This is a genomic window from Westiellopsis prolifica IICB1 (genome assembly GCF_004323185.1).
GTDB lineage: Bacteria > Cyanobacteriota > Cyanobacteriia > Cyanobacteriales > Nostocaceae > Pelatocladus > Pelatocladus prolificus_A.
The window spans coordinates 557,564-581,800 of the sequence record NZ_NAPS01000002.1 but is presented as its reverse complement, the minus strand read 5'-3'; the positions used below and the strand labels follow the sequence as shown (position 1 = coordinate 581,800).

At 38.1% G+C, this 24,237-nt stretch carries 19 protein-coding genes; 5 read left to right on the top strand and 14 right to left on the bottom strand.

Translation table 11 applies throughout. From position 1 onward, the window contains the following. Window positions 1–441: 441 nt before the first annotated feature. Window positions 442–1,902, bottom strand: coding sequence for a UDP-N-acetylmuramoyl-L-alanine--D-glutamate ligase (gene murD / locus B4U84_RS16750; RefSeq protein WP_017310241.1), 1,461 nt, complete (start codon window positions 1,900–1,902; stop codon window positions 442–444). Window positions 1,903–1,986: 84 nt separating this feature from the next. Beyond that, window positions 1,987–4,167 (bottom strand): glycine--tRNA ligase subunit beta, encoded by a 2,181-nt coding sequence (glyS, locus tag B4U84_RS16745; protein WP_131119575.1) that lies wholly within the window; start codon window positions 4,165–4,167, stop codon window positions 1,987–1,989. Window positions 4,168–5,120: 953 nt separating this feature from the next. Here glyS and B4U84_RS30645 point away from each other — a divergent pair. Further along, a complete protein-coding gene (locus tag B4U84_RS30645; protein WP_017310239.1) occupies window positions 5,121–5,282 on the top strand; it encodes a hypothetical protein in 162 nt (53 codons plus the stop codon). Between the two features lie 175 nt (window positions 5,283–5,457). Next, window positions 5,458–5,904, top strand: a complete 447-nt coding sequence (locus tag B4U84_RS16740; protein WP_017310238.1) for a tellurite resistance TerB family protein — start codon at window positions 5,458–5,460, stop codon at window positions 5,902–5,904. A gap of 129 nt (window positions 5,905–6,033) precedes the next feature. Here the strand turns inward: B4U84_RS16740 and tsaB are convergent, their stop codons facing one another. Then, entirely contained in the window at window positions 6,034–6,630 is a 597-nt protein-coding gene (gene tsaB / locus B4U84_RS16735; RefSeq protein ID WP_231294961.1) for a tRNA (adenosine(37)-N6)-threonylcarbamoyltransferase complex dimerization subunit type 1 TsaB, read from the bottom strand. 303 nt (window positions 6,631–6,933) lie between these two features. Further along, complete coding sequence (gene recA / locus B4U84_RS16730) at window positions 6,934–8,013, bottom strand: recombinase RecA (protein ID WP_017310236.1); 1,080 nt, start codon at window positions 8,011–8,013, stop codon at window positions 6,934–6,936. A 262-nt stretch (window positions 8,014–8,275) separates the two neighbouring features. Here recA and xseA point away from each other — a divergent pair, with 262 nt between their 5' ends. Both xseA and xseB read left to right on the top strand, forming a co-directional pair. Next, entirely contained in the window at window positions 8,276–9,508 is a 1,233-nt protein-coding gene (gene xseA / locus B4U84_RS16725) for an exodeoxyribonuclease VII large subunit (RefSeq protein WP_017310235.1), read from the top strand. Window positions 9,509–9,547: 39 nt separating this feature from the next. After that, a complete protein-coding gene (xseB, locus tag B4U84_RS16720; protein ID WP_017310234.1) occupies window positions 9,548–9,787 on the top strand; it encodes an exodeoxyribonuclease VII small subunit in 240 nt (79 codons plus the stop codon). A gap of 27 nt (window positions 9,788–9,814) precedes the next feature. On the opposite strand, the gene B4U84_RS30640 is transcribed toward xseB, so the two are convergent. Both B4U84_RS30640 and B4U84_RS16715 read right to left on the bottom strand, forming a co-directional pair. Then, on the bottom strand, window positions 9,815–9,988 hold the full coding sequence (locus B4U84_RS30640) for a hypothetical protein (protein ID WP_017310233.1): 174 nt from the start codon (window positions 9,986–9,988) through the stop codon (window positions 9,815–9,817). A gap of 108 nt (window positions 9,989–10,096) precedes the next feature. After that, window positions 10,097–11,101, bottom strand: coding sequence for a glycosyltransferase (locus B4U84_RS16715; protein ID WP_165490310.1), 1,005 nt, complete (start codon window positions 11,099–11,101; stop codon window positions 10,097–10,099). Between the two features lie 864 nt (window positions 11,102–11,965). Here B4U84_RS16715 and B4U84_RS16710 point away from each other — a divergent pair. Then, window positions 11,966–12,184 carry a hypothetical protein gene (locus B4U84_RS16710; protein WP_131119570.1) on the top strand — a complete coding sequence of 73 codons (219 nt, stop codon included), beginning with the start codon at window positions 11,966–11,968 and terminating at the stop codon, window positions 12,182–12,184. 32 nt (window positions 12,185–12,216) lie between these two features. Here the strand turns inward: B4U84_RS16710 and B4U84_RS31630 are convergent, their stop codons facing one another. From B4U84_RS31630 to B4U84_RS16670, 8 genes are all read right to left on the bottom strand, one after another. Continuing rightward, the gene (locus tag B4U84_RS31630) at window positions 12,217–12,438 is read right to left on the bottom strand and encodes a 2Fe-2S iron-sulfur cluster-binding protein (protein ID WP_278248354.1); all 222 of its coding nucleotides are present in this window, start codon (window positions 12,436–12,438) and stop codon (window positions 12,217–12,219) included. Between the two features lie 109 nt (window positions 12,439–12,547). After that, window positions 12,548–13,051 (bottom strand): DM13 domain-containing protein, encoded by a 504-nt coding sequence (locus tag B4U84_RS16700; protein WP_131119566.1) that lies wholly within the window; start codon window positions 13,049–13,051, stop codon window positions 12,548–12,550. A 415-nt stretch (window positions 13,052–13,466) separates the two neighbouring features. Continuing rightward, window positions 13,467–15,179 (bottom strand): hypothetical protein, encoded by a 1,713-nt coding sequence (locus B4U84_RS16695; protein WP_044449989.1) that lies wholly within the window; start codon window positions 15,177–15,179, stop codon window positions 13,467–13,469. Between the two features lie 110 nt (window positions 15,180–15,289). After that, window positions 15,290–17,203, bottom strand: a complete 1,914-nt coding sequence (locus tag B4U84_RS16690; protein ID WP_131119564.1) for an ABC transporter permease subunit — start codon at window positions 17,201–17,203, stop codon at window positions 15,290–15,292. Between the two features lie 109 nt (window positions 17,204–17,312). After that, window positions 17,313–18,263 carry an ABC transporter ATP-binding protein gene (locus B4U84_RS16685; RefSeq protein WP_017310226.1) on the bottom strand — a complete coding sequence of 317 codons (951 nt, stop codon included), beginning with the start codon at window positions 18,261–18,263 and terminating at the stop codon, window positions 17,313–17,315. 258 nt (window positions 18,264–18,521) lie between these two features. Then, on the bottom strand, window positions 18,522–19,190 hold the full coding sequence (locus B4U84_RS16680; RefSeq protein ID WP_131119562.1) for an OmpA family protein: 669 nt from the start codon (window positions 19,188–19,190) through the stop codon (window positions 18,522–18,524). Window positions 19,191–19,207: 17 nt separating this feature from the next. Next, on the bottom strand, window positions 19,208–20,854 hold the full coding sequence (locus B4U84_RS16675; protein WP_131119560.1) for a hypothetical protein: 1,647 nt from the start codon (window positions 20,852–20,854) through the stop codon (window positions 19,208–19,210). Between the two features lie 105 nt (window positions 20,855–20,959). Next, on the bottom strand, window positions 20,960–24,214 hold the full coding sequence (locus B4U84_RS16670; protein ID WP_131119558.1) for a tubulin-like doman-containing protein: 3,255 nt from the start codon (window positions 24,212–24,214) through the stop codon (window positions 20,960–20,962). Window positions 24,215–24,237 lie beyond the last annotated feature (23 nt).

Below are 24,237 nucleotides of genomic sequence, written 5' to 3'. Positions count from 1 at the left end.
AAATCGACTAAACCAACAAGCCTGCCCTTTTTCTGGCATTCGGCTCCCTTTCCCGACGACCCAACAAAAGGTCTTAAAGTATTTCCAGACTGGGGAAGCATCTGGAAGTTTTAACCGCAGTTAGTCTCAGTGGGCTATTCAACACTTGCGTCGCCAAGTTTGTTCTTAGCAATCCCCTTCCTCAGCCGTTAGGCAGGGCGGGGTAGTTGAATGTCTTTGTTTTGAGCATTTGTGAGTGTCTTGCAAATCCAGTTTAAGAAATTTGTAGAGTATTGGTGTTGATAGTAGCTTTTGTTAACTCACACACAATAAGTCCTATGGTTGGCTAGGACAGAAAATAGGCAAAAATTAGGCGATCGCACCACAGGCAGGTAAGTTAAACAATAATACCTTGTGTATCGACGCCACGCACATTCGGCAAGTAGATTTTAATTATTTAACTTATTTATTTGCTACCCACTCCAAACACAACTGTCGGAAATGCTCACCTCGCACTTCAAAATTAGGATACTGATCAAAACTCGCACACGCTGGTGACAGTAAAACTACAGATGCTTGATGTTGTTTAGCTAATTCTGCTGATCTGCTAACAGCTTTATTCATCGTTTCCACAATTTCGTAATTGGTGTATCCCATTTCTTGCAAACGTTGAGCAAAAGTATTAGCAGCATCGCCAATTAGTAAAACTACAGCAGCTTTGGTTTTAATTTTTGCTATCCAGGCAGTATCATCACCTGCTTTAGCTTCACCACCAGCTATTAAGATCACAGGACTTGACACCGATCCTAACCCAACTTCGGCAGCATCGTAATTAGTAGCTTTGCTATCGTTGATAAAATCAATACCTTCCCAAGTACAAATGTGTTCTAGGCGATGGGGAACACCAGGAAACTCGCTAATGGCACGAGATATAGCATCGTTATCAATTCCAGCTAATCGCGCCGCAGCCACAGCCATGAGGAGATTTTGCTGATTATGTTCTCCTACCATCCGCAACGCAGATACTTCCACAATTGCTGCATCTTCTCCCGAACTATCATGATGCGTCTGGAAAACCCAGCCATCTTGAATGTAAAAACCTTTTTCACCAATCAAGAAATCTTTACCTTGCACACTTGTCCAATAGGCATCAGGCCAATCACTCAAACCAACCTTATGCAAGTATGCGTCATCACCATTAAAAATTTGAATCTCACTCTGACGCAACAGACTAGCTTTAATGTTGTAATAATTCTCTAATGTTTTATGGCGACTGAGGTGATCGGGAGTAAAAGTAGTCCAGACGCCGATATGTGGTTTCAAGGTGGAAGAAGATTCTATTTGGTAACTGCTAATCTCTGCAATCACCCAATCCAGATAATTTTGGATTTTAGATTTTGGATTTTGGATTGCAGTACTTTCTTGCTCATCATGTTCCCGTGTCTCCCCTTCTAAATGTTTTTTCTCAAAAGACAAGGCAACTTCACAAGCAGCATAGCCAATGTTACCGCAAGCCGGAGCATTTAACCCTGCTGTTTGGAAAATGCTCGCAATTAGAGAAGTAGTAGTAGTCTTACCGTTAGTACCAGTAATCGCTACCCAAGGTACGGATTTTAAGTACCGCCATGCTAGTTCCATCTCGCCGATAGTTTCTATACCCAAATCCCGTGCTTGGACTAGTACGGGGATATCCCAAGGAACACCGGGACTTACAACTATTAGCTGGGGTAAATCTGGTTGAGTTAAATCCAGAGAATACCCTAGTTCAACAGTGATTTGTTCGGCAAGGAGTTCTTGTTGTTGCGTACGGAGGTTAGAGGAGGTGTTGCGATCGCTTAACACCACCTCCCAACCATCCCGCTTCAACAATCTCGCCGCCGCAACACCGGACTTTCCTAATCCAATTACATGGGCTTTGGGCATAGACTGTAGCAGAATTCCCTGGTTAAGCACACCTTATCCTAACGTTTCTTGGCACAATTTACACAATAATTTTATAGACTTTAGCTACAAATTTTTTATAACTGCGCCAAAATCTGCTAACACGCGCGCGTGATTACGCAGCAAACCCAGCAAATTTAACCGATTGCGCTTAATATTTGCATCTGGATCTATAACCAAAACACTTTCCGGCCCATCAAAAAAGTTACTCACGGTGGGGGCAATTTTTTCTAATCCTGCTACCAACAGTTGGTAATTACGCGAATTTTGTGCGGCTTGAGTTTGGGGAACTAATTCTACTAAGGCATGGTAAAGTGCAGTTTCACAGGACTTTTGGAATAGTTCTGGCTGAATTATAGTTGTGGGATCAAGCTGCTTGGTATCTAAATCACCTTGCGCTGCTAAACGGGTAGAACGGTTGACGGTTTCGTAGATTTTGTCTAAGGTGCCATCTTTGCGGATTTGTTGCAAAAATAAGGCGCGATCGCGTACATCTAATAAATCCTGTAATGCTCTTTGAGTATATTCTGGGTCATTTTCGCCCAACACAGCATTCACCAAGTCATAATCTATTTGTTTTTCTTCTTGCAACAGAGTGCGAATACGTTGTAAGAAAAATTCTTGTAAAGTCGCAACTAATTCTTGTTTATTCTTATTATGTTTGGCAACAAAATCTGTAGTGATTTGCTCCAATAACTGTTGTAAATTAATTGCTAAATCTGCTGCCCATGTGATGTTTAGAACTGCATTGGCAGCCCGTCTTAAAGCAAAAGGATCAGAAGAACCTGTGGGAATCATCCCTAAACCAAATATACCGACTAAAGTATCTAATCTATCTGCCAAACCTACAACTTGACCTGTTATTGTTTGTGGCAAAATATCATCTGCACCACGAGGCAAATAATGTTCAAAAATTGCTGTTGCAACCGCTTCTCCTTCTTCACTTGCTAAAGCATATTTTTGTCCCATGATTCCCTGCAACTCTGGGAATTCATAGACCATTTGGCTGACTAAATCAGCTTTGCATAATAAAGCGGCACGGTGGACATTATGACTTTGCTCTGGATTTAATTGCAATTGTTCAGCGATTTGTGCTGCAATTTGAGAAACTCGTCCGACTTTATCTAGCAGCGAACCCAAGTCTTCTTGAAAAGTAACTTTTGCTAATTGGGGTAAAAAACTATCTAACGGATTTTTTAAATCAGCTTCATAGAAGAATTTACCATCAGCTAAACGAGCGCGAATTACTCTCGCATTCCCAACAGCAATAATATTTGATTTTACTGGCTCACCATTGGAAATAGTGATAAAATACGGCAGTAATTTTTGCTGGTTGCTATCTTTAAATACAGGGAAATAACGCTGATGATGCACCATGACAGTAGTAATTACTTCTGTAGGCAAATTCAAAAATTCGCTTTCAAATTCACCAATCACTGCTGAAGGGAATTCGACTAAGTTTGTAACTTCCTCCAACAAATCTGGGTAAATTTCGACAGAACCATTGAATTTACTAGCAGATTTTTGGACTTCTTCAACAATAATATTTTTCCGTTCCTCAACATTCACAACCACCGAAGCTAGACGCATCACAGCTACATAATCGGTAGCTTGGGGTATTGTAACTGGTTGGGGATGTAAAACTCGATGACCTTGAGAGATGCGATCGCTTTTAATTGTCTCAGAACCATTCACCAATTTTATCGGCAGTACAGCATCATCTAACAAACTCACCAACCAACGGATGGGACGAGAAAACCGCAAATCCCCATCACCCCAACGCATCAACCGTTTACCTTCTAAAGCCAAAATCCATTGAGGGACAAGTTCTGTTAAGATTTCCGCTAGCCGACGGCCGGGAATCAGCTTGCGTACAAAGACAAAATCGCCTTTATCGGTGCTGCGAATTTCAAAAGCATCAAGTTCCACACCTTGCTTTTTAGCAAAACCTTGTGCTGCTGGGGTGGGTTTTCCGTCTTTAAAAGCTGTTTGGGCGGGTGGACCTTTAATTTCTTCTTCCCTGTCGGCTTGCTGGGATGGTAAACCTTTAATCAATACTGCTAGACGTCGGGGAGTACCGTAAATTTCTACAGATTCACTGTTGAGACTATTTTCTCGGAGACTTTGAGGAATCAGCGATTTCCACTGTGCGATCGCACTACTCAAAAAGCTTGCAGGTAGTTCTTCTGTACCAACTTCTAATAAAAATGCTTTTTTGCTTGTATTTTCAATAATCTGAGAATTCATAAACCTGGCACTACACAAACGATATACAAATTTAAGTCTAGTTCAGCAGACAAAGGTAGCTTACTATTTTGACGCTCTCCTTACTTATAGTAAAGAGATTCACAACAAAGCAGTGTGGCATCACTGTAGTAAACTATACCAGAACCTTGTAACGCATTTGCCTGATACCAATTCTTTATGTAAGTAGCCACATGAGTTTTTGTAGAGAATTTCAGTACCAACAAATATATTTGTAGTCTTTTTTTATTTAAAAAGTAAAAAAATATATGCCAATTCTAACTGAAATAATCATCAAATATCAAAATTTTCATCTTTACCATGTCTTATAAAAGACTCAAAATCACAATTACAGTTGTTAATATCACTTATTTACTAGCTGTAGTGACAAGATATCCGACTTCTTAAAGAAGTCGGATATCTGAACTTTGCGATTCTTAATCTTAGCAAACAAGCTCATCATTTTAACAGATTTATAGATTCAGAAGGCAGAAGGCAGAGGGCAGAGGGCAGAAGGAACCCACGTTTAAAAACGTGGGATTGAAGCAAGGACGCCGTTTTTCCTCGCGCTATGCGTCTCGAAAAACATCTTTTTTTAAATGGGCTTTAAACCCATAACTAAAGTTTTTTCAGAGGGCAGGAGACAGAATGCCTTCAGCATAAGTGCCTCCTGCCCTCTGCCTTTCTTTGTAATTTAAAACACTAAGTGACTATAAAAATGTTACGTAAAAATAAAAGGTATATTTTTAAAATTTACTTACTGAACAGCATGTAGCTTAATAAAAAGATTAGCTAAATTTATTCAAATCTTTCAAAAGAAAAATAGCTAGGCATCTCGCTAAAGACCTAAAGTTTTGTTAAGATGCAGATGCTGGTAAATAAAAAAGCGAAAATCAGCCATCAAGCTGTGAAGAAACAAATAGTACTAGCACAACAGAGTTAAAGAGAGCAAAGCTATGACCACCTACATTTTCTTTGATGAAGCCCTCCACATGCTTGTAAATGCCTTTTTGATATCGGTAGGTCTGCTGATTGCAGGTTCTGGTATTGGTTTGGCAGTAATTGAAACAATAGAAAAAACAGGCGATCGCCAAACCTCTCCCAGGCTGTTTCGCTAATTGCAAGCTAAAAATGTAACTTGTTGTCGAAAACCATTGAGTGCTGTGTTCACTAGATAAAAATCTTGGGAACACTAAGGTCAAGAGTCTTACAGAGTTTCATTAGTTACCTAAATGGTGACAAAAACTCAGCAATTATACATAGACTAAGACCAGAGCCAAGGAGCAAACTACAATGGGTTTATTCGACAAAATGTCCAGCGCACAAAGCCAAGTTCAAGACGCATTCACTCCAGCAGAAGCATTTGCCGCCATTACTCTGGCAGCAACAGCCTCAGACGGTTATCTTTCTGAAGAGGAGGCGCGTGCTATCTCATCGACCCTGTCTCGGATGAGACTTTTTAGAAGTTATTCTCATGATGTCATCATTAGAATGTTTGACAAACTTCTGGGAATTTTAAAGGGCGACGGTATTGATGTTTTATTTAATGCTGCTAAGGATTCTCTACCAAATGATTTGCGGGAAGCAGCTTTTGCAGTAGCCACCGATTTAGTATTATCTGATGGAATCGTTTCTCAGGAAGAGCGAGATTTTTTGAATGATTTATACCAAGCTTTAGGTATTTCCAGTGATATCGCCACACAAATTGTGCAAGTGATGTTGATCAAAAATAAGGGATAGTTTCCAGCCGTAAATCAATTTTCGCCTCAAAGCCTAAACTCATTTTAATGGGTTAAAACCTGAGCAGTCGCCTTTTAACCGACTTTAGCTGTAAACTTCTGTGCGATCGCTCAGAATAATTATATTAACCTAAATCTCGACTGGATGCTGTCCGTAGAATGGAAGTGCTTCTGACCAATGAAGACGCTTTCCTGCTTGCCATTCCAGATACGCTAGCTGCAAAATGCTTGTCACTGTTGCAGCTAATTCTGATTTTGCTTCAACGAGCTGATAATCACTATTCCAGGTTGCTAACTTTTTCTGCCATGCTTCTGGGGTGAATACAGTATCTGGTAATAACACTTGGAGTCCCAAACCATCAGGTGCAGATTGATAGATAGCAGCAAAAATTTGACCCCTTTGTGCCGCCATTTGTACAGCAATCACACTCTTGTTTGCTTGTGACAAAGCTACTGCTGCTAATGTGGAGATAGCAAATACAGGAATTTCTAGCTGTTGTCCCAAAGTCCTAGCAGCAACTACCCCAATTCGAGTTCCAGTAAAACCACCTGGTCCCTTAGCTACAGCAATAAAGCCCAAGTCTACCCAAGTTTGGGGTTTAATAAATTCTATTAAGTATTGATGCATAAGACTGGATAACTCACGTTCCAAATTCCAGACAGCAGAACGCCCATCTCCAGCAAAGTTACTAATTGCCAAACCCAATTCAGGGGTTGTAGTGTGCAACGCTAATCCGTATCGTTTGGGGTCAAGATGTTCCAATTCAGTAGAGAAAGCAAATAACTTGATTTATTTTAACAGGCGTGAAGCCTCCGTCATTCATACAAATTTATAGAGACGTGCCATGGCACATCTCTACAAAATAAGGAGAACATCCCTATTTTTTCAATATACTAAGGGTTTAAACCCTTAGCTAATAGCACAAGTCGTATAAATACGACTTGATTTTATCAAGTAGTCTGCTTTAAGCAGACTTTTACTATGAGACTGCGATTTCAATCGCAGGCGGGTCTCAATAAACAACAAATACTATTCCTCCTCAGAAGCATCATCCATATCTTCTTCTTCGTCCTCGCTTGTTTTGCTGACAGAGTTAGCAGAAACAACAGCTCCTTTTTCTAGTTTTTCCCGGACTAGCTGCTTAATTTGTTCAGCAAATTCTGTTTTTTCTTCTAAGTACTTAATGGCGTTATCTCGACCTTGGGAAATATTGTCGCCATTGTAGCTATACCATGCTCCCTTACGGTTGATAACACCAGTTTCTTCTGCCAAATCCACAAGACAACCCAAGGTAGAAATACCCCTACCAAAAATGATGTCAAATTCTGCAATTCTAAAAGGTGGCGCGACTTTATTTTTCGCAACTTTGACTTTAACGCGATTACCAAATTCCTCGGTTCCTTTTTTCAAGGTTTGAATCCGGCGGATATCTAAGCGTACCGAAGCATAATATTTAAGTGCATTACCACCAGTTGTAGTTTCTGGGTTTCCGTAGCTGATACCAATTTTTTGTCGTAACTGGTTGAGGAAAATGACTGTGCAGCCAGATTTACCAATATTGCCAGTAATTTTACGGAGAGCTTGGCTCATCAATCTTGCCTGAAGACCAACGTGAGCATCGCCCATATCGCCTTCGATTTCTGCACGGGGAACTAGGGCTGCTACCGAGTCAATGACGACTATATCTACTGCTGCTGAACGAACGAGTTGATCAACAATTTCTAATGCTGATTCTCCCGTATCTGGTTGGGAAACCAATAAGTTTTCTGTATCTACACCTAAAGCTGCGGCGTAGGTAGGATCTAAGGCGTGTTCAGCATCAACATAAGCAGCAATCCCACCATTTCTTTGCACTTCTGCAACGGCGTGTAGTGCTAATGTCGTTTTCCCAGAACTTTCTGGACCATATATTTCAATCACTCGACCTTTGGGTAAACCGCCGCCTAAAGCCAAATCTAAAGTCAGCGCCCCACTAGAGATGGTTTCTACCCGCATCCGGGTGGCGTCGCCCAAGCGCATGATTGTTCCTTTGCCAAAAGTACGCTCAATCTGGTTGAGTACCATGTTGAGCGCTTTTTGCTTGCCTGCATTATCAGTATTAACAGCCATTCCTACCTCTATATATATGGATTTAGGGAGTGTTGCTTGGGAAGATTTATAGAACAGATATACTATTTTGACATTTTTTTGTGGCTAATCGCTACATAGTGCGAACTACTCTATCTTGGTTATTATGCAGTATGTATTAGCTATGCGCCTCGTCAAGCGCTACTATAGGCATATTTTTACGTTTATTTACAAGACATTTGTTAATTCTCGTTTAGCTATTTAGGGAACACCAAAAAATAAATTATCCAAAATCCAAAATCGAATGAGTGCTGATTTTACTGAGTTTGTAATTCCTGATACAGCTGTTACCGTTGCTGGTTTGACTGATTACATTCGCTTGTTACTAGAACAAGATGAGCAATTGCGACAGGTTTGGGTGATTGGAGAAGTTTCTAGTGCTAACAATCATCGTAGTGGTTTATTTTTTACACTGCAAGATCCCGATCATGGAGCAGGAATTAAATGTGTGGTGTGGAATGGGCAATTGCCTAAACTGATGCAAAGACCGACTGTGGGTGAGCAGTTAATTATTTTGGGCAGTATCCGACTATACCCAGCACGCGGAGAATATCAGCTTTCTGTTTGGCAAGCTTTACCGGCTGGTGTGGGCTTGCAGGCGTTGCGTTATCAACAACTGCGAAACCGCTTAGAAGCAGAAGGATTGTTTGATCCACAAAGGAAAAAATCTCTTCCACTTCATCCTCAAACTATTGCTGTTGTCACTTCACCGACTGCTGCTGCTTGGGGTGATATCCAAAAGACTTTGAGACACAGATATCCAGGTTTACGTGTTTTATTTTCTCCGGCTACAGTCCAGGGTGAGCAAGCACCAGACTCTATTGTAAAGGCAATTGAACGGGTTGAACGTGATGGACGGGCTGAGGTATTAATTTTATCGCGGGGAGGGGGTGCTGTTGAGGAATTGGCTTGTTTTAATGATGAGCGGGTGGTACGAGCAGTCGCTAATTGTACGATTCCTGTGATTACCGGAATTGGACATCAAAGGGATGAGTCTTTGGTGGATTTAGTTGCAGATGAGAATGTGCATACTCCGACTGCGGCAGCTGAACGAGTTGTTCCGGCTCTGACAGACCTATATAATCAGCATGAGCAGCGAGTTGTAAATTTACAGCAGGTTGTGCAAAGAAAGTTAGTAACAGCTGAAAATCAACTGCAAGGATTGGGGGAACGTTTGCGGCGTTTGCGCTTGGATAAGCAAGTACAGCAACAGATGCAAATGCTGGTTTGGCAACGTCAGAAATTAGTGCAAATTACATCTGGTAAACTCCAACAAGCAACTCAGCATTTGGAGATGTTACGACAGAAGCTGACAACTCTTGATCCGCAAGCTGTATTACAACGTGGTTATGCGGTGGTTAGACAAGAAAATGGGATGATTGTTCGCAATGCGACTGAATTAGCTAGGGGGCAAGAGTTGGTGATACAGTTGGGACGGGGTGAGGTTAAAGTCAGGGTGACGGGTAAAAAAGAGTAAAATTTAAACCGCAGAGGCGCAGAGGACGCGGAGATTTGCATGGTTAAGCGCAGTAATTCTTCTAATTCTAAGTCTGTAGAAATAGAAGTTTGGAATTATGAGGCGAAGGTTGCTGAAATTGAGGGTATTATCGCTCAAATTGAGGCGGGTGAGTTGGATTTGGCTGATGTGTTTGAGCAGTTTGCTAAGGCTGTTGAGTATTTAGGTGAGTGCGAAAGTTTTTTACAACAGCGACAACAACAAGTAGATTTGTTGATTGAAACTTTGGATGATAAATAGTTAGCGATCGCACTGGCTTGTTTTCAATCAACTGTTTGTATATAAGGGAGTAACTATCGATACTGGCTGTTCTGCTTCACTGATGGGGGCCGGTTTCATTTCGCCGCGAAAGTCGATGATTTGTACGAGGAGTAGGTAGGCGATCGCTAAAATAATGGAAAAAACACCTGTAATAATTGCGACAACTTTTGAACTATTCATCTGTATTCCTAAATGCAAGATTAGAACAACACTTAGCCATCATGAACTAATGACAAATTACGAATGACGATCCTTACGAGTTAACTTTATTCGTGCAGATCTACTTAATTATGATATTATACTGAATTTTTCTTTTGTGTTAATCAAAAATTGATTAAGTGATTTGAGCAATTTTTTGAGAGACGACAATAAAAAGAATATTCTTTCTGTGTGTCGAAATCCCAAAATTTTTTGAATTAAGTTATATGCTATGCGCTTACTTTTATGCTTAAAATCGGGAGACAAGATTAAAGTTTTTTCCAAAAATCGCGGGTACATTGAATAGTCAACTTTCAATGATTCTCGTGCCAATTCAAAATAAGATACAGCTAAGGCATAACGATATTTCAGTGTCAATTTATTTGACTGTACTAGCGTATTTTGTGCTTTTTGTAGTACTAAATTTTGGCATTCTATCCAACGAGATTTACTCAAAGTGGAAACTGTCACATTGCCGTATCTTCTATAAACTGCATAGCAACCTGGCTGATATACTACTTTTGCACCATTCATGACTACTGATAAGAAGAAATCTCTATCTTGTGCTGCTAACAACTTTTCATCCCATCCACCGCTATTTTTGACTGCACTTCTTCTGTAAAGTAATGAGGCGACAGCAGTCCACCAATTTGCTAGTAAAGATTCAAGGATGTCAGTTTGTGTTTTGGCTATTTGTATAGGCCCTAAAAAACTTGTTCCATCTGCATAATGATGTTTATATCTCCAATCACCATAAACAACATCGGCTCCTGTTTTCTCTAAAAAATTTACTTGTCTGGAAATTTTTTCAGGTAAGATGTAGTCGTCTGCATCTAGATACTGGATATACTCTCCTTTTGATAAATGAAAGCCATAATTTCTGACATGGTTTCCCCCTTGATGGGGTAAGCTTTTCCAGATAACTTTATTGCCATAAGTTTTGATAATTTCTAAGGAATTATCAGTTGAACCATCATCAATCACCAGAATTTCGATATTGGGGTAAGTTTGTTGTAAGCAGCTATCAATTGCTTCCTTCAACCACCTTTCTGCGTTAAAACAAGGAATGATTACTGAGACAAGTTTTAATGACATTTGTATTTGACTCTATGATCTGTAAAATGTTGATAAATAGATTATTGATAACATATAAGTCAGGAAAAAATATAAAATATAAGAAAATTTTATTAATTTTAATCTAAAAATACTTAAAATTAACGAAATAAAAATTATTCAGATAAATTTTTTACGGATGAGAATTTTTAGCGCAGTTATATTAACAGGACTTACGCAAAAATTGCCAAAAAGGTTAATTGATCTAACCGCCAAGACGCCTTAGACGCGCTAGCGGCTACCTGCGGAAGCCACTACGTGTCTACCGTAAGGTAGAAGCCAAGAATTCGTAGAGTGTGCGTAAGTCCTAATTAACTGATTTGTGATCTCTATAGTAATCGGGTTTGATTTATGAATCGTAGAGAGAGGAAACTCTGAGCAGGAAAGAGAAAATAAATCTGTAGTAAATTTTTGTTGGCGCAGAGTGCAGTCTACGCCAACAAAAATTAAAAATTAAATTGATTCCTATAGTAATTTTTAATATGGGCTAGATTTGGTAGAAAGTGATGAAATCGGCTGATTTCAACCTTCGCTGTTCAGACGCACTTGGCAGTTTTCTCAGGTAAACCGACTTATTAGAAAAGAGAACAATCTCAATGACCAAACAGTTTGTAGGCAGCATTAAGAAACATCCGTTGATATGGTTTTATGTAATTTCAGTTCTTATTGAAATAGCCATAATTCCAGTAGCGCTTTAGCCCGCTCAAAGCCACCCTCATTTTGGGACTTCTGTGGGGACTCTGGCATTTTCCTGTCAAATTTGATCTTTTTAATGTCTTCGGCTTGACTGGAGGATTAGTTTATCTGTGTGTTTTTACACTGCGGCTTACCTTTGTTTCAATCCTCATGACCCATTTCTGGAATCTGTTAGGACAAACGACAATTATTGCGATCGCCATGTATGGTTTAATCAACGATTCGATTGGGTTAGGAGGTACAGTCGAGTCTGAAAGCTTTGTTCCTCAGCTATTTACTGAAATCAATTTGCTGATTCCAACTGCGATCACTGCTATATTTTTGATTTTCCAAACAAAAGGTAGACTTGGTACCAGGACAAACAACTAAAAACCTTGCAACTATTGTTCTTTGAACAGAAGCTAAATATCCAACACTACCCTAGAACTTCCCGGTTGAGAAATACAAATCAACACCGAACCCTCATCAATTGCAGCAGTTGGTTCTTCCTGATAAGCAACCTCACCTGCATTTATTTTACACATACAAATTCCGCAAATACCCGCACAACAACTGAAGAGAGGATGAATATCATTCGCTTCGGCAAATTCTAAAATACTACCATCTCCTTGCTTCCAGGTCAGAGTTTGACTCGATTTAGCAAAGACAATCTCTGCTTGTTGCGCTCCCTCACCTATATTTGCACCAGGTTGACTGTATTAGAGGAAGCTATTAGTTCTTGAGTGTTGATTATTAGCTATTGCTTAGTTTGGCAGCGCCGAAGGTAGCATTGAACTTACGGCACCAGATAACAGCAGATTTGTATTCTGCTAAATTGATATTGTCAGGAATGACATAGCTTTGACCGCCGCTAAATTTTTGTAAGCGACCAAGAATGACGTAATCTCCTTTTTTTAAGGAATATGATGGTGGCTTGGTTGAACCAATTACATTATCTGAACGATGTAAAATTACTACTAAGTCTGGTCCCATATTGGAAGTTTTGAATGACTGATCAAGCTCTAGGAAGGATTTTCCGTTTTTTGTAGTAATCCTAGCTGTGCCTTGAGTTGTGTGTTCTCCAGAGACAAAATTTCCAGATTTTGTAACTGTTGAAACTTGAGATTTTGTTAACTGAACTACAGCCTCTGTTTGAGTATTCACAGCAATATAAGTTTCAGCTGATTGAACTTCTCTGACCCAACTGGCTATTGCTAGAGATGCTATACTTGGTAGCAATAAATATTTCCAATTCATGATTAAATTTCCTCAAGACAAGATCTATCGATTCTGAAAGCTGTGATTTGAACTTTAAATTGATTGTTGCTTGAAGAATTTGTCTACAGATTATGACTAGCTAAAGATTTCCATCTAAGAAACTTATATTTAATTTAGAAAACTTTTATGACTTTCTCAGCTAATTTTAAGGTTGCAGCTGCTGATGTATAAAATTTTATATTGGTGCGTAAATTTTTGAAAATTTACGTGTACAGATAGCAGATATAACTAGTAAAATTTTGGCGTTGCTAAATCTCGGTATGAATTTAGACGCGATATATCGCGTCTGGTACAACGGTTTGTTCTTTATTTGTTGGTATCAATGTGCAGAATGCCAGAAACGCGATCGCGACACATCGAGTCTATCACAGCCTCATCAACAGTAAGTGTTCAATTATCTGTGGTTGCTTTGGGTAGCAAATAACACCTTCGTTGTAGATTCTCCTACTTTTCGCAATTGTCTCCGCAACTGTAATATCAGTAATCCTGTGATCATGACTTGCATAAAAATTACAAATAACACTCCGAGAGAATATAATGACTCTTGGTCGGGTGTATACAAAGCAAGAAGCGGTGCTGCTACTGAAAATAACCCAATAAAATTGCTATTACCAGGATAATTAGACCAAAACATCAGCATAATTAATACTGGCAAAACAATTACAGCGCCAAGACTACCAACAGTCCAAAATATCCGATGTCGAGTTTTTTTAAGTAACATGAGCTGGGCTAACGCAGCATAAAGCATAGCTAAACTACCAGCCAAAATCAGAGCATAAACAGCACTCATTTTGGTTTGAGTGTTATTATTAGCCAGAATAATTAATGAACTAAGAAAAGTTATGGCAATACTTGCATTTAATGCGATCGCCACCAAAGAAGGGCTTTTTTCTCCCCAAATCAAATCTTTAATATAGCGATTTCCTAAACTCTTATGATCAGCAATGTGACGGTAGCGCGCCCAGTCTTGTAAAGTTTGACGATGAGGAGTTATAGCTGCAATTAAGTACAAAAATAGCCAAAACTGTAAAAATAATAAGCAAGCTAGCTCATCTTTCATTACCGATGAATAAGAAAAATTCTCCGAAATAATTGATTGCCAATTCGCACACCCTAAAGATGAAATAGTAAAGTAAAAAGTCAGTAAATAACTCTGGCGCTTACTCAGCATAGTAGCATTAGGATTACGAAAACAACGCTGTAAAGCTTGCCAAGTAAAATACATTAGCGAAAAGAAATTTCCAATTGCTAAACCAGTAATTATGAACTCGCTATTTTCTAGAGGTAAAACGAACCAATTAAAATCGTTCCATAGATATGTAGAACTAAATTCATAACTGTCTGATAACCGAGGAATAAAGTAATATGGGTTAAAAAATCTCAAAAAAAGAAATGCAGAATTAGTTGAGATATAAACAAGTGACTGCTTAGTTATGAGTAGAAAACCAAGAACAACTCCACTACCCAACCAAGCTTGAAAACCACCTAACCAAGAACCAACTAAGCTAAATAGCAACGCTGCACTGTAATAAAATAGACAAGCAGCTAAGACAACAGCATCAAAGCCTAAAATCGATCCGAAGGAAATATTTGCTGTTAATCCTGATAATACATGCAAAGGAATTACCAAAGCGATCGCCAGATAAGGCAAAATTGGCACTCCTAACATTTTTCCCACTAAAATATTTTGGGATTCTTGGGGACTAAGACGAATAAAATTCAGCGTTCCACGTCGTTCTTCACTAGCTAAATCACTAATAAGCAGATAAATCCCGATCACCAAAAGACTAAAACAGGCACAAATACTCAGCCATGTAAATAAATCGAGCCACCACAACTGCCAATTGATGATAGGATCGCCAAATTCATCTGATAAACATTTCGGTAATCCATATAAAAGTTTACCTGTACAATACTTATTAGAATTATTAAGAAATCTATCCTGAGAAATTGGTAATCGAGCTTGAAAAGCTATAAAGAGCAAAAATTGACTACCTAAGGAAATGATCGTTGTCAGTATGATATTGCGTAGTTGCAGACGTCCTTTGAGTTCGCGCAACCATTGCGGATTCCAGTCTCCCAATCGATCTAGAAAATTGTTTAGCATGGCGACACTCTCGAATTAAAGTGTATTTTGTTAAGTCAATTTTTCCAGTTCGTAGTAAGCGCTTTAGCGCTTAAATCTTTAGAACTAAAGTCCTTACTACAAACTTCGCCTTAGCTTTTTGTTAGCAAAGCTTTAGTAGCAGATTCTCCTGCTATTTTTATTTGACGTTTCAACTGTAAGTTTAACAATCCTAAAATACTCAACTCACTCAAAAGAGCGATAAAAACAGTTGTACTCGTCGTATATTCTAACCCTGCCCAAGGAAAACTTGAAAGCAACCATAACGTAGAATTTTTATCTGGATTCAGACTCAACATTCCTAAAAACATGGGCGGTAAAAACATCACTGTAGCGACAGTTCCAATTGCCCAAACCGCACGTTTGGAAGTTTTCATCAATAGGATGATTTGCGCGATTGTGGCGTAGATCATCATCATACAGATAAACAAAACTACACCTAAAATTGCTTTGAAGCGACCAACTTCGTTAACTAGCCAATTTAAGCTATTGTTATGATTCGTCTGCAAAGAAAGTGCAACTAAAATCCAAGTTACTAATGGAAGACTCACAATCACAAGATTGATTGCGATTGTGACTATTGCTGGACTTTTTTCACCCCAGATTAAATCTTGTAATAAAGAATTTTGCCAAAATCCTTTACGTTGGGAAATTTTTTGATGTCGATATCTAGCCCAATCTTGAATTGCTTGCCGATGTGGTGAGAGAATTGTCATTAAACCAAACAGTAACAGCAAGTTAAAAAACATTATCAAGCCAAAGTTTTGCGTTACTTGATAGTTGAAATCGTAATAAGCAGGAGCAGGATTTCCATTGGAGTAGTAATGACGATAATTTTTGAAATACTGGAGAGTGAACCCCCAAAGAATAAGTTGCAAATAAGCAACAAGCAAATAACTTTGTCCCTTACTTAGCATTGGAGAGTTTGGGTTACGAAAGCGGCGCTTTAAACCATACCAAACCCAATAACTCCACAAACCATAATTGACTATATTTAAACCCACTAAACAAAGAAGGCTTTTTCCAACAGGTAGGTAGAAAAATTGTATTTGTTCCAGTAATTCCCAATTATATCTACGGAACAAATTGGGGAATAAATAAGCCGTCATATCAAAGGGACTGAAAAGTCTTAACCAAGCAGCTGCATTATCTAAATATGGTCCAGAAGATGCAAGTTGCATTGTCACAAACAAGAAAATGAGAACTGCGCCACTACCCAACCAAGGCTGAAATCCACTGAATAAACGACTAACAAAGCCAAATAATAGTGCGGTACTATAGAAGAAAAAGCAACTAGCACCTAAAATGACATAAAAACTCAAAATGTGACTAAAGGCAATATTAGCAGCACGACCTGCTAATAAATGAAAAGGTATTGCGACTACAACTGCCAGATAAATTAATATTGGAACTCCCAACATTTTACCAGTCAAAATACTTGTTTCTGACTGGGGGCTAAGACGCAAAAAATTTAATGTACCGCGATTTTCTTCTTGAGCTAAGTTATTAATCAGTAAATAAGTACCCGCAACTAATAGTGTGAAAATAAAAATGACAGTCAGTGATAGGAATATATATTCCCAGTGATCTCGCCACCACTGCTGCATATTAATTTGCTCAAGAGGGCAGTACTTATTGTACAAAATATTATTAATATTTTTTTCTTGAGCCTTAAGTTGGTCTATTTGTTGTGTTAAAGATTGAACTGCTGACGCATCATAATTTTTAGATTTGTTTAGCCAAGATAATTGTTGTTGCAGTTTGCTAATCTGTGGGTAAATATCGTTTACTTGTTGTTTGTAAACTTCTCCTAAGCGGCAATAAGTACCTGACATTTGATATTTTTCGCCTGGTATCTCCCGCAATTGATACAGGAACAATATCAACTGACCAATTAAAGATGTAATACAGGCGATCGCCACAGGGAAAACTTTGAGACGACCTTTAATTTCCCGCAATAATTGCGGGTTCCAGTCGCCTATTCTATCCATAAAATTGAGCAACATAGGTGAAAAACTCCAAGGTTGGGGGTTGGGGATCAGGGATTGGAAGGGGGACAAGGGGGACGGGGGATATGTGGAGAGTAACAATTGACTATTGACAATTGACCCTTGACTAAGATGCTTGTTTATGACCAAGCTTGAGGAAAATAGTTTCTAGGTCTTCTTGGGTGCAATGAAATTCGCTAATCGGAATGTCAGCTTGGATGAGCGATCGCAACAAGTTAGCACAGTCTTCCTGCTTACCAGAAAAATTCACCCGCACGCTATTTTTAGCACTAATGACTTCCCACTCTTCCACAAAAGCATTATTCTTAAGTTCTGCTAACAGTTCCTCTTGCTTTCCTAAAGTTGAGATGACAATTTGTTGACGGGCAAGACGTTGATAGAGTTGTTGTAGTGATGCACTTTCTACTAAATAACCAAGTTCCATGATTCCCACCGAAGTACATAATTCTGCCAAATCGCTGAGAACATGGGAAGAAATTAAGATTGTCATTCCCGCTTCTTGCAAGACTTTGATGATTTCTCGAAACTGCATCCTCGCAATTGGATCGAGTCCTGAAACAGGTTCATCTAACAGCAGCAAAATTGGTTCATGAATGATTGTGCGCGCCAAACTGAGGCGCTGTTTCATCCCCCGTGACAAAGTGGAAATCAAGCTATTGCGTTTATTCCCCAGTTGTATTAGTTCTAAAACCTCATGCAGACGTTTTGTCCGGCGTGGTTCTCGCAAACGATACAAACGGGCAAAATAATCTAGGTAGTCCCAGACTGTCAGTTCCTCATATAGAGGATAGTCATCAGGTAAGTAACCAAGACGACGCTTAAGAGTAGGGTTACTTTGGTCACGTAAGAAGCGATCGCCATTAATATAAATCTCACCCGTAGTCGGTTCTTCTGCTGCTGCTAACATCCGAATGAGAGTTGTTTTACCTGCACCATTGGGGCCGATTAAGCCATATACCTCACCTGTATAAATTTCTAAATCAACATTATTAACGGCAACGTGCCTGTCAAATTGCTTCGTCAGTCCATTGGTGCGGATTGCTAATTCTTTTACCATAGCTGCTGAGTGCCGCTTGTTATTATCAAATAAGCTACTCTCTTCCTACAGCTTTTGTCACCTTCGTTTCGGAAATTGAAACTGTTTTTAAAGAATCCCCGGTGATCATTTCTCAGGTATCAATGGTCATAAGTAAACACCAGTAGGTGCGTAGCGGCTATGTATCTAGCGTATGGATACAGAGGGCTACGGATTTACTGCGAAGTTAATTCCGGTACACGAGTGCGGCTCATGACGGATAATTCCCAATCCCTATGTTCAATTAAGTTCTTGCACTTCACCTAAGCGAGTAAAGCGAAATTCAATGCGTCGTCGTGTTGCTTCTGGTTGACGCACTCCCTTGGGAACAGGGGCAAATTCTCCGTTTGGTAATATTAATTGTGCTGCTGAGTAGGCACGAAATTTAATTCCTGACATGCGACCTTTTTGTTTTTGAATTTTCAAGAGTTCTTTGACTACTGCTAAAGAACGCATTAACCCTAAATCAGCATTAGATCCTGGTTTCAGGGCGACGACAGCACCTTTATCACTAGCAAATGCTTCTAAATTATTGTCTAGATTACTGGCTATACCGTTTCCAATAGATTGCTCATCAGTATGACCAATAATTTCTACAGTATCGATATTGTAATCTCTTGTTGTTTTTTCAATACCAGGCACAATTTTATTAATAATATAATTGAGCATATCTGGAGGAATTGCCGCGCTACCAGGCTCAAATCTGTAATTTTCGTCTTTGATTAAAAAAATTGGTGGTCTACCTGTTGCCGTATCTTTCTTATTTGATATTTGTGATATTGTATATTTAACACTAATTATTAATAGTAACAATAAAAGTATCATGAAAGCATTAGACATGAGGTCTGTAAATGCTTGCCAAATATTGAGGTCTTCATGTTCATTAAAAGGTCGCGATCGCTTAGACATAAACTAAAAATTTTATTTTAAAATTTATTCAAGCCATCTAATGTATCTGGTGCTTTTTCTGGAAAATTTTCCAAATTTTGTCTCAGTCTGTAAATTTCAAATTTAGTATCGTTAAGATTTTTAATACATTCTTCTATACTTCTTGTAACCTGTATAGTTTGCTTGTTTACACCTTCTATGAGCCTGGTTCCTACTGTTTGATAACCTGCGTTATTGTCTTTAATTAACTGCACCATGTCTAAAGTGAGCGTGTCAAACTTTACACTTAATTGATTGGCGTATCCTTCTAAATTAGCAATTACAGTTTGGATTTGTTTTTGGTTTGTACCTAGTTGTTGGGATAAATTAGAAATCAAGCGATCGCCTGTAATTTCTATTGCTGAATTGACTTGCTGAGTATAGGTTTTCACATTTTCTATGAGTTTTTCTAAACTCTCTGCATCATTAGTAATTCTTTGTTCTAATTTATCCAGTTTGTTAACAGCTTTTGAAAAACTAGTTGCTCCTTGTTTCAGTTGTGGAATAATCTCACTCAGAGATTGCTGATTATTTTGATGCAACTTTAACATTTGTACAGAAGTTGTATTAATCTCTTTAATTTCTGCACCTAGATTAATTAACTCTTGACTACAACGCTGAACCTCTTTTACTACCGTAGCTATAACTGTTGTTGCTTCGGCTAAACTAGCGGTAGAATCATAAAATTTTTCCTGTATAGTAGCTAAATCTGCTGTAGCTTCTGATAATTTTGCAGGAAACTGACTTTGATCAAAAGTATCAGCAGCTTGTTTAAATATCTCTGCTTTTTGATTTAATTCTTCAATGGTGAACTTAAACTCATTCGCAGCAGCAGATATGGTTCCAGCAGATTGTGTAAAACTTTCATATACTTGTCTAGCTAAATCAGCAACCTCTTTATTACTATCTGCTATTTGCTGTGTTACTTTTCCTAAAGATGTTTCTACTGCTGTGCGAACAGTATTACCAAAATTAGCTAAGAATCTTTCCTGTTGGGACACCATTTTATTCACAATTTTATCAAGACGAGTGTCACCCTGGACTTGAGGTTGATAAATATTATCTAGATAATCTTCTAAGCAGCTAATTAAGCGGTATTTTAATAAACTTGTATTTAGAGATAAATTTATGACTGTTAGTAAAGCGCTAAAACATAAAGCTATCAAACTACTAACAAAAGCTATACTCATACCTTGGAGTGGTTTCTCTAATTCTGCAACCAAGGTACTGATATTACTAGCATTACTTTGATTAATTGTTTCACCAAGGGTATATAAATTAAATGTAATACCCACAAAAGTGCCAAATAAACCAAAAGCTAGTAGTAAGTTTGGCAAAGTTCGACATAAATAATCGATTTGTTCGCAAGTAATGGAACCTATTTTTTCTCGACTATAAGCATCTTCAATTAATGCGGTAGTATTGACATGGTCTAGATTTTTACTTGCATGTAAAAATCTTCTTTCTAAATCTTCAATAATTTTCGGTTGTTGTCCACGTTCCTGTCTATTAATTAATCTTCTAAGTCGCTGTTCTAAAAAAATTAGATGCTTATAAAGAGTAATTCGTAAAACTACAGCAAATACACAGGGTAAAATAACTAAGATGAAAGATAGAATGATTAGGGGAATGGGTATTGGTGGCATGAAAAAACTTTGTTAGGTTGCAACTATATAGATAGCATTGACAGATCAATAAACTCCATCAACATAAAAAAGACAGGAAATTTAGATATTTTGATATCTATGATATTACAGTGGATATTTGGTAAATATTCTTTGCCGTTCTCTTTCGTACTCCTCTGTGGTTAAAAATCCTTCTTCTAAATCCTGCTTTAATTTCTCTAGTTCGGAACGTCTTTTTGCTCTATTATCGTTGAAATCTCCAGGTGGATCAATAACTATTTCACCAGGTATAGCTTTCTGATTTATGGTATTTGTAGGTGGAAAATTTCGCTGTACAGTAGAGTTAAATCGCTCATCCATTTTTTTCCGAAAGCGAATAATAATTCCCTCTTTTGCATTGGGATCGCTGCTATTGAGTGTTCCTACAACTGTTGCTTTATAAGGATAATTTGGACTGTCTTCTGGTAATTCATCAATTTTTTTGACAAACTCTCGCAACTTCGGTAAGTATTCACTTTCCCAAAGTTGAGGTTCTTTTGCTATCTGAGAAATTTCATTATCCAAACGTTTATGCAACTCTGTACTTATGTCCTTGCGGTTAGCAAGTTCTTCTAGTGCTTGGCTCCATTCTGGACTCAAAGATGCAGTATTATAAATATCGCGCAAACTATCGTAATATTGAAACTCTAATTCATGATTTTCCTGGTTTTCTTGTAATAATTCAAAAGCAAGAGCAGGATAAAAAACATCCTCTAGTTGTTCAATAATTCTGACATCAGGGGGGACAATATCAGGGAAAGAAATTCGAGAATCATTATGGAGAAAAGAAGTAGGAGAATTAAGTTCGCGCAAGTATGGATTTCTCATGTTTTCCAGACTGCTAATCAACCTTAGAGGAAAACCGGCGTACTCATTCACAATTAAAATTTCATCATCAGATTGGGTGGGTTTAAATTTGTCACCAGTAATTCCCAAATCTTTCCCCAATAAAATTTTAAATTGTTGTACTTCTAGTTCATCTACATCTTTAAACCCTATAAGTTGACTACTTTTAGCAGGATCATCACGAAAGTAAGGATCACTTAAATTTAGACTCAGCAGTGGTTCAGCTTCCTGCATAATTTGTGCTAAACGAGTTGAACGTGCAGAAATCGAATAATTTTGCATGAACCGCTTGATTACGGAGTTAACAATATTGTTACAACGAGGAGCAAATAATTTATCAACATTGACATCGATTTCTTTTTGAAGTTGCAGTGCTACTGCGCGATCGCGATCAATAAAACTTGCTAAACTCTGTCCTTTTCCGGTTACTTCAGTAATTTCTGCGCTTGCTAACACCAGCTGACGACGAAAATCGTCTTTTGGTAACATTGTTTGATAACAAAGTTCAACATCTTCACTATCAAAGATAGCTTCACCGCTCATCTCATCAAAATTTAGTTGTTTTAAATCTCTTTCTTGTTTTTCATAAATATTTTGCAAACTTTCTACCAAGCTATGAAACGCAGCAAGTAAGGTAATTCTTTCTTGAACGTGTTTTTCCAAATTAGTGACAATTTGCAAAGCTTCCTGAAGGACTGCAAAATCAAAGTTTTGTTTGATTAAATCGCAAATTTCTTTGATGACTTTTTTTGCTTCTAAATGGACTTGGTGATTTTTATTACTAATAAAAGGAATACTAGGTTTTTGTTCAATATCTTCTATTACCTGTTCTGCATTGCGCCACTTTCTCTCTATATCTTCAAGAGTTTTCCATCCATTAAACCCCATCATTTCTTCTTGGATATTCTGGAGATAATTACTCAGTTCATATTGCAAAATATCTAGCCAGTCACGACTATTTTTAATTGAAAAGTTAGGATCGCTGGGTGTGAGTAACTGAATAATAAAATCGTCAATATTTGACTGTAATTCTTTAGTAATATTTGGAGTAATATGTAATAATCTTGTCAACCAAATTCCTCTGCTACTCTCAGTTTCACCTGGTTGAATTTTGCGAAATTGTTCACGAAATTCCCTTGCTAATTGCTGACGAACACTATCGCGATCATCTCGATTTTGACAATTACTAATTAACTTTTCTAATTTAGTTCTCCATGCGGAGATTGCGTTAATAAAACTCTTGTTTGATTCTTGCACTGACTCTGTCAGTCTAGTAACTATACCATCTTTTTTTGCTAGATCACTGTGCCAGCGATATTGAAAAATAAATCTTTCTAGTAAAGTCACAGGATCTGGACTTTGACCTTCACCAGTTAACCAGAATTTTACTAGTTGTAAACTCACATGAGTTAGAGCAATTTGCACAATAGTATCGCGAGGAAAATAAATTGCTGATAATCCAAAAGTTAAATAACGCTGACTATTTGGGCGAGGGTGCTTGTCCCACTGAATTAAATGCTGCAAAAAATTATCTCGATTTCCTTTAACTATCGGTGCTAATTCTCCAGAAAAATCTAAAGCTATTTTGTGAGCAATGACATTGCACAACTTACCTTGGGTGAGAATTTGATATTCACCTCCAGTTTGATGAGAAACTAAATAAGCATAGTCAAAGGCTGGACGACGTTCTCGAATAAAAACTAGATTTTGAATATCATAACAAGCTTCAAATGTTGTGCTGGGAATACTATAATAATTTAGCTCTTTAAGAGCAGCATAAGTATTAGCACTCATGCTAGGAGTATTGCCGTATAATTGTGGACTAATTATTAAATAGCCGACAATCTGTACATTTTGATTTACATAAAGATGTCTAAGACTATAAGCAACATCTAAAAACATACCGCTCCCTGTACCACCACACAGAGAACCCACAACAAAAATATTTAGTCCCGGTTCAATTCTTAAACCTGTTCTTAGTAATATTGGATCATGTCCTCTAGTACGTCTTTCTGCTGTTTCAATTGCTGTAGTAATTTTTTGATAATTATGAAAAAATGCTAATCTTCCTACTGGTCTAATACCTTTAGCACCTTCTTCTACAGCTTTAATATTTCTAATTAACTGTTGGGGAAACCACATTCCAATGTGGTCATAGGGACCATGACGGGTGTACTCAGAGCGCCGTTCTAGTCCTTGTACAAACATAGTAACTTCGCTAGTAGACATAGTGGCGCTGACCTTTTCTGCTTCTGTAAAGCTGAGATCAACACCATGATAAATACTTCCTGTACGAATACCAGTTACTTGAGTTGCTGCTTTATCAGTATCGATGTGAACAAAACTGACAATTGGTAAGTTATTTAAATCTCCATATCTATCTACGATTAACCGTCTAATTCGCATCAATACATCACGTCCAGTCCCACCTAAACCGATACATACTGTTCGGTTAATTCCCCGATACTGAAGTTCATTACCAGTGATATTAATCATATAATTTTTACCTAATATTTCAG

Excerpts from the sequence above, each read along its gene's own strand:
- B4U84_RS30645 (WP_017310239.1), top strand. The coding sequence starts at position 5,121 with ATGACCACCTACATTTTCTTTGATGAAGCCCTCCACATGCTTGTAAAT.
- B4U84_RS16685 (WP_017310226.1), bottom strand. The coding sequence starts at position 18,263 with ATGGTAAAAGAATTAGCAATCCGCACCAATGGACTGACGAAGCAATTT.
- xseB (WP_017310234.1), top strand. The coding sequence starts at position 9,548 with ATGGTTAAGCGCAGTAATTCTTCTAATTCTAAGTCTGTAGAAATAGAA.
- B4U84_RS16715 (WP_165490310.1), bottom strand. The coding sequence starts at position 11,101 with ATGTCATTAAAACTTGTCTCAGTAATCATTCCTTGTTTTAACGCAGAA.
- B4U84_RS16710 (WP_131119570.1), top strand. The coding sequence starts at position 11,966 with ATGACCCATTTCTGGAATCTGTTAGGACAAACGACAATTATTGCGATC.
- recA (WP_017310236.1), bottom strand. The coding sequence starts at position 8,013 with ATGGCTGTTAATACTGATAATGCAGGCAAGCAAAAAGCGCTCAACATG.
- murD (WP_017310241.1), bottom strand. The coding sequence starts at position 1,902 with ATGCCCAAAGCCCATGTAATTGGATTAGGAAAGTCCGGTGTTGCGGCG.
- glyS (WP_131119575.1), bottom strand. The coding sequence starts at position 4,167 with ATGAATTCTCAGATTATTGAAAATACAAGCAAAAAAGCATTTTTATTA.
- B4U84_RS16740 (WP_017310238.1), top strand. The coding sequence starts at position 5,458 with ATGGGTTTATTCGACAAAATGTCCAGCGCACAAAGCCAAGTTCAAGAC.
- B4U84_RS16695 (WP_044449989.1), bottom strand. The coding sequence starts at position 15,179 with ATGCTAAACAATTTTCTAGATCGATTGGGAGACTGGAATCCGCAATGG.
- B4U84_RS16700 (WP_131119566.1), bottom strand. The coding sequence starts at position 13,051 with ATGAATTGGAAATATTTATTGCTACCAAGTATAGCATCTCTAGCAATA.
- B4U84_RS16690 (WP_131119564.1), bottom strand. The coding sequence starts at position 17,203 with ATGTTGCTCAATTTTATGGATAGAATAGGCGACTGGAACCCGCAATTA.
- B4U84_RS16675 (WP_131119560.1), bottom strand. The coding sequence starts at position 20,854 with ATGCCACCAATACCCATTCCCCTAATCATTCTATCTTTCATCTTAGTT.
- xseA (WP_017310235.1), top strand. The coding sequence starts at position 8,276 with ATGAGTGCTGATTTTACTGAGTTTGTAATTCCTGATACAGCTGTTACC.
- B4U84_RS16680 (WP_131119562.1), bottom strand. The coding sequence starts at position 19,190 with ATGTCTAAGCGATCGCGACCTTTTAATGAACATGAAGACCTCAATATT.
- B4U84_RS16670 (WP_131119558.1), bottom strand. The coding sequence starts at position 24,214 with ATGATTAATATCACTGGTAATGAACTTCAGTATCGGGGAATTAACCGA.
- B4U84_RS30640 (WP_017310233.1), bottom strand. The coding sequence starts at position 9,988 with ATGAATAGTTCAAAAGTTGTCGCAATTATTACAGGTGTTTTTTCCATT.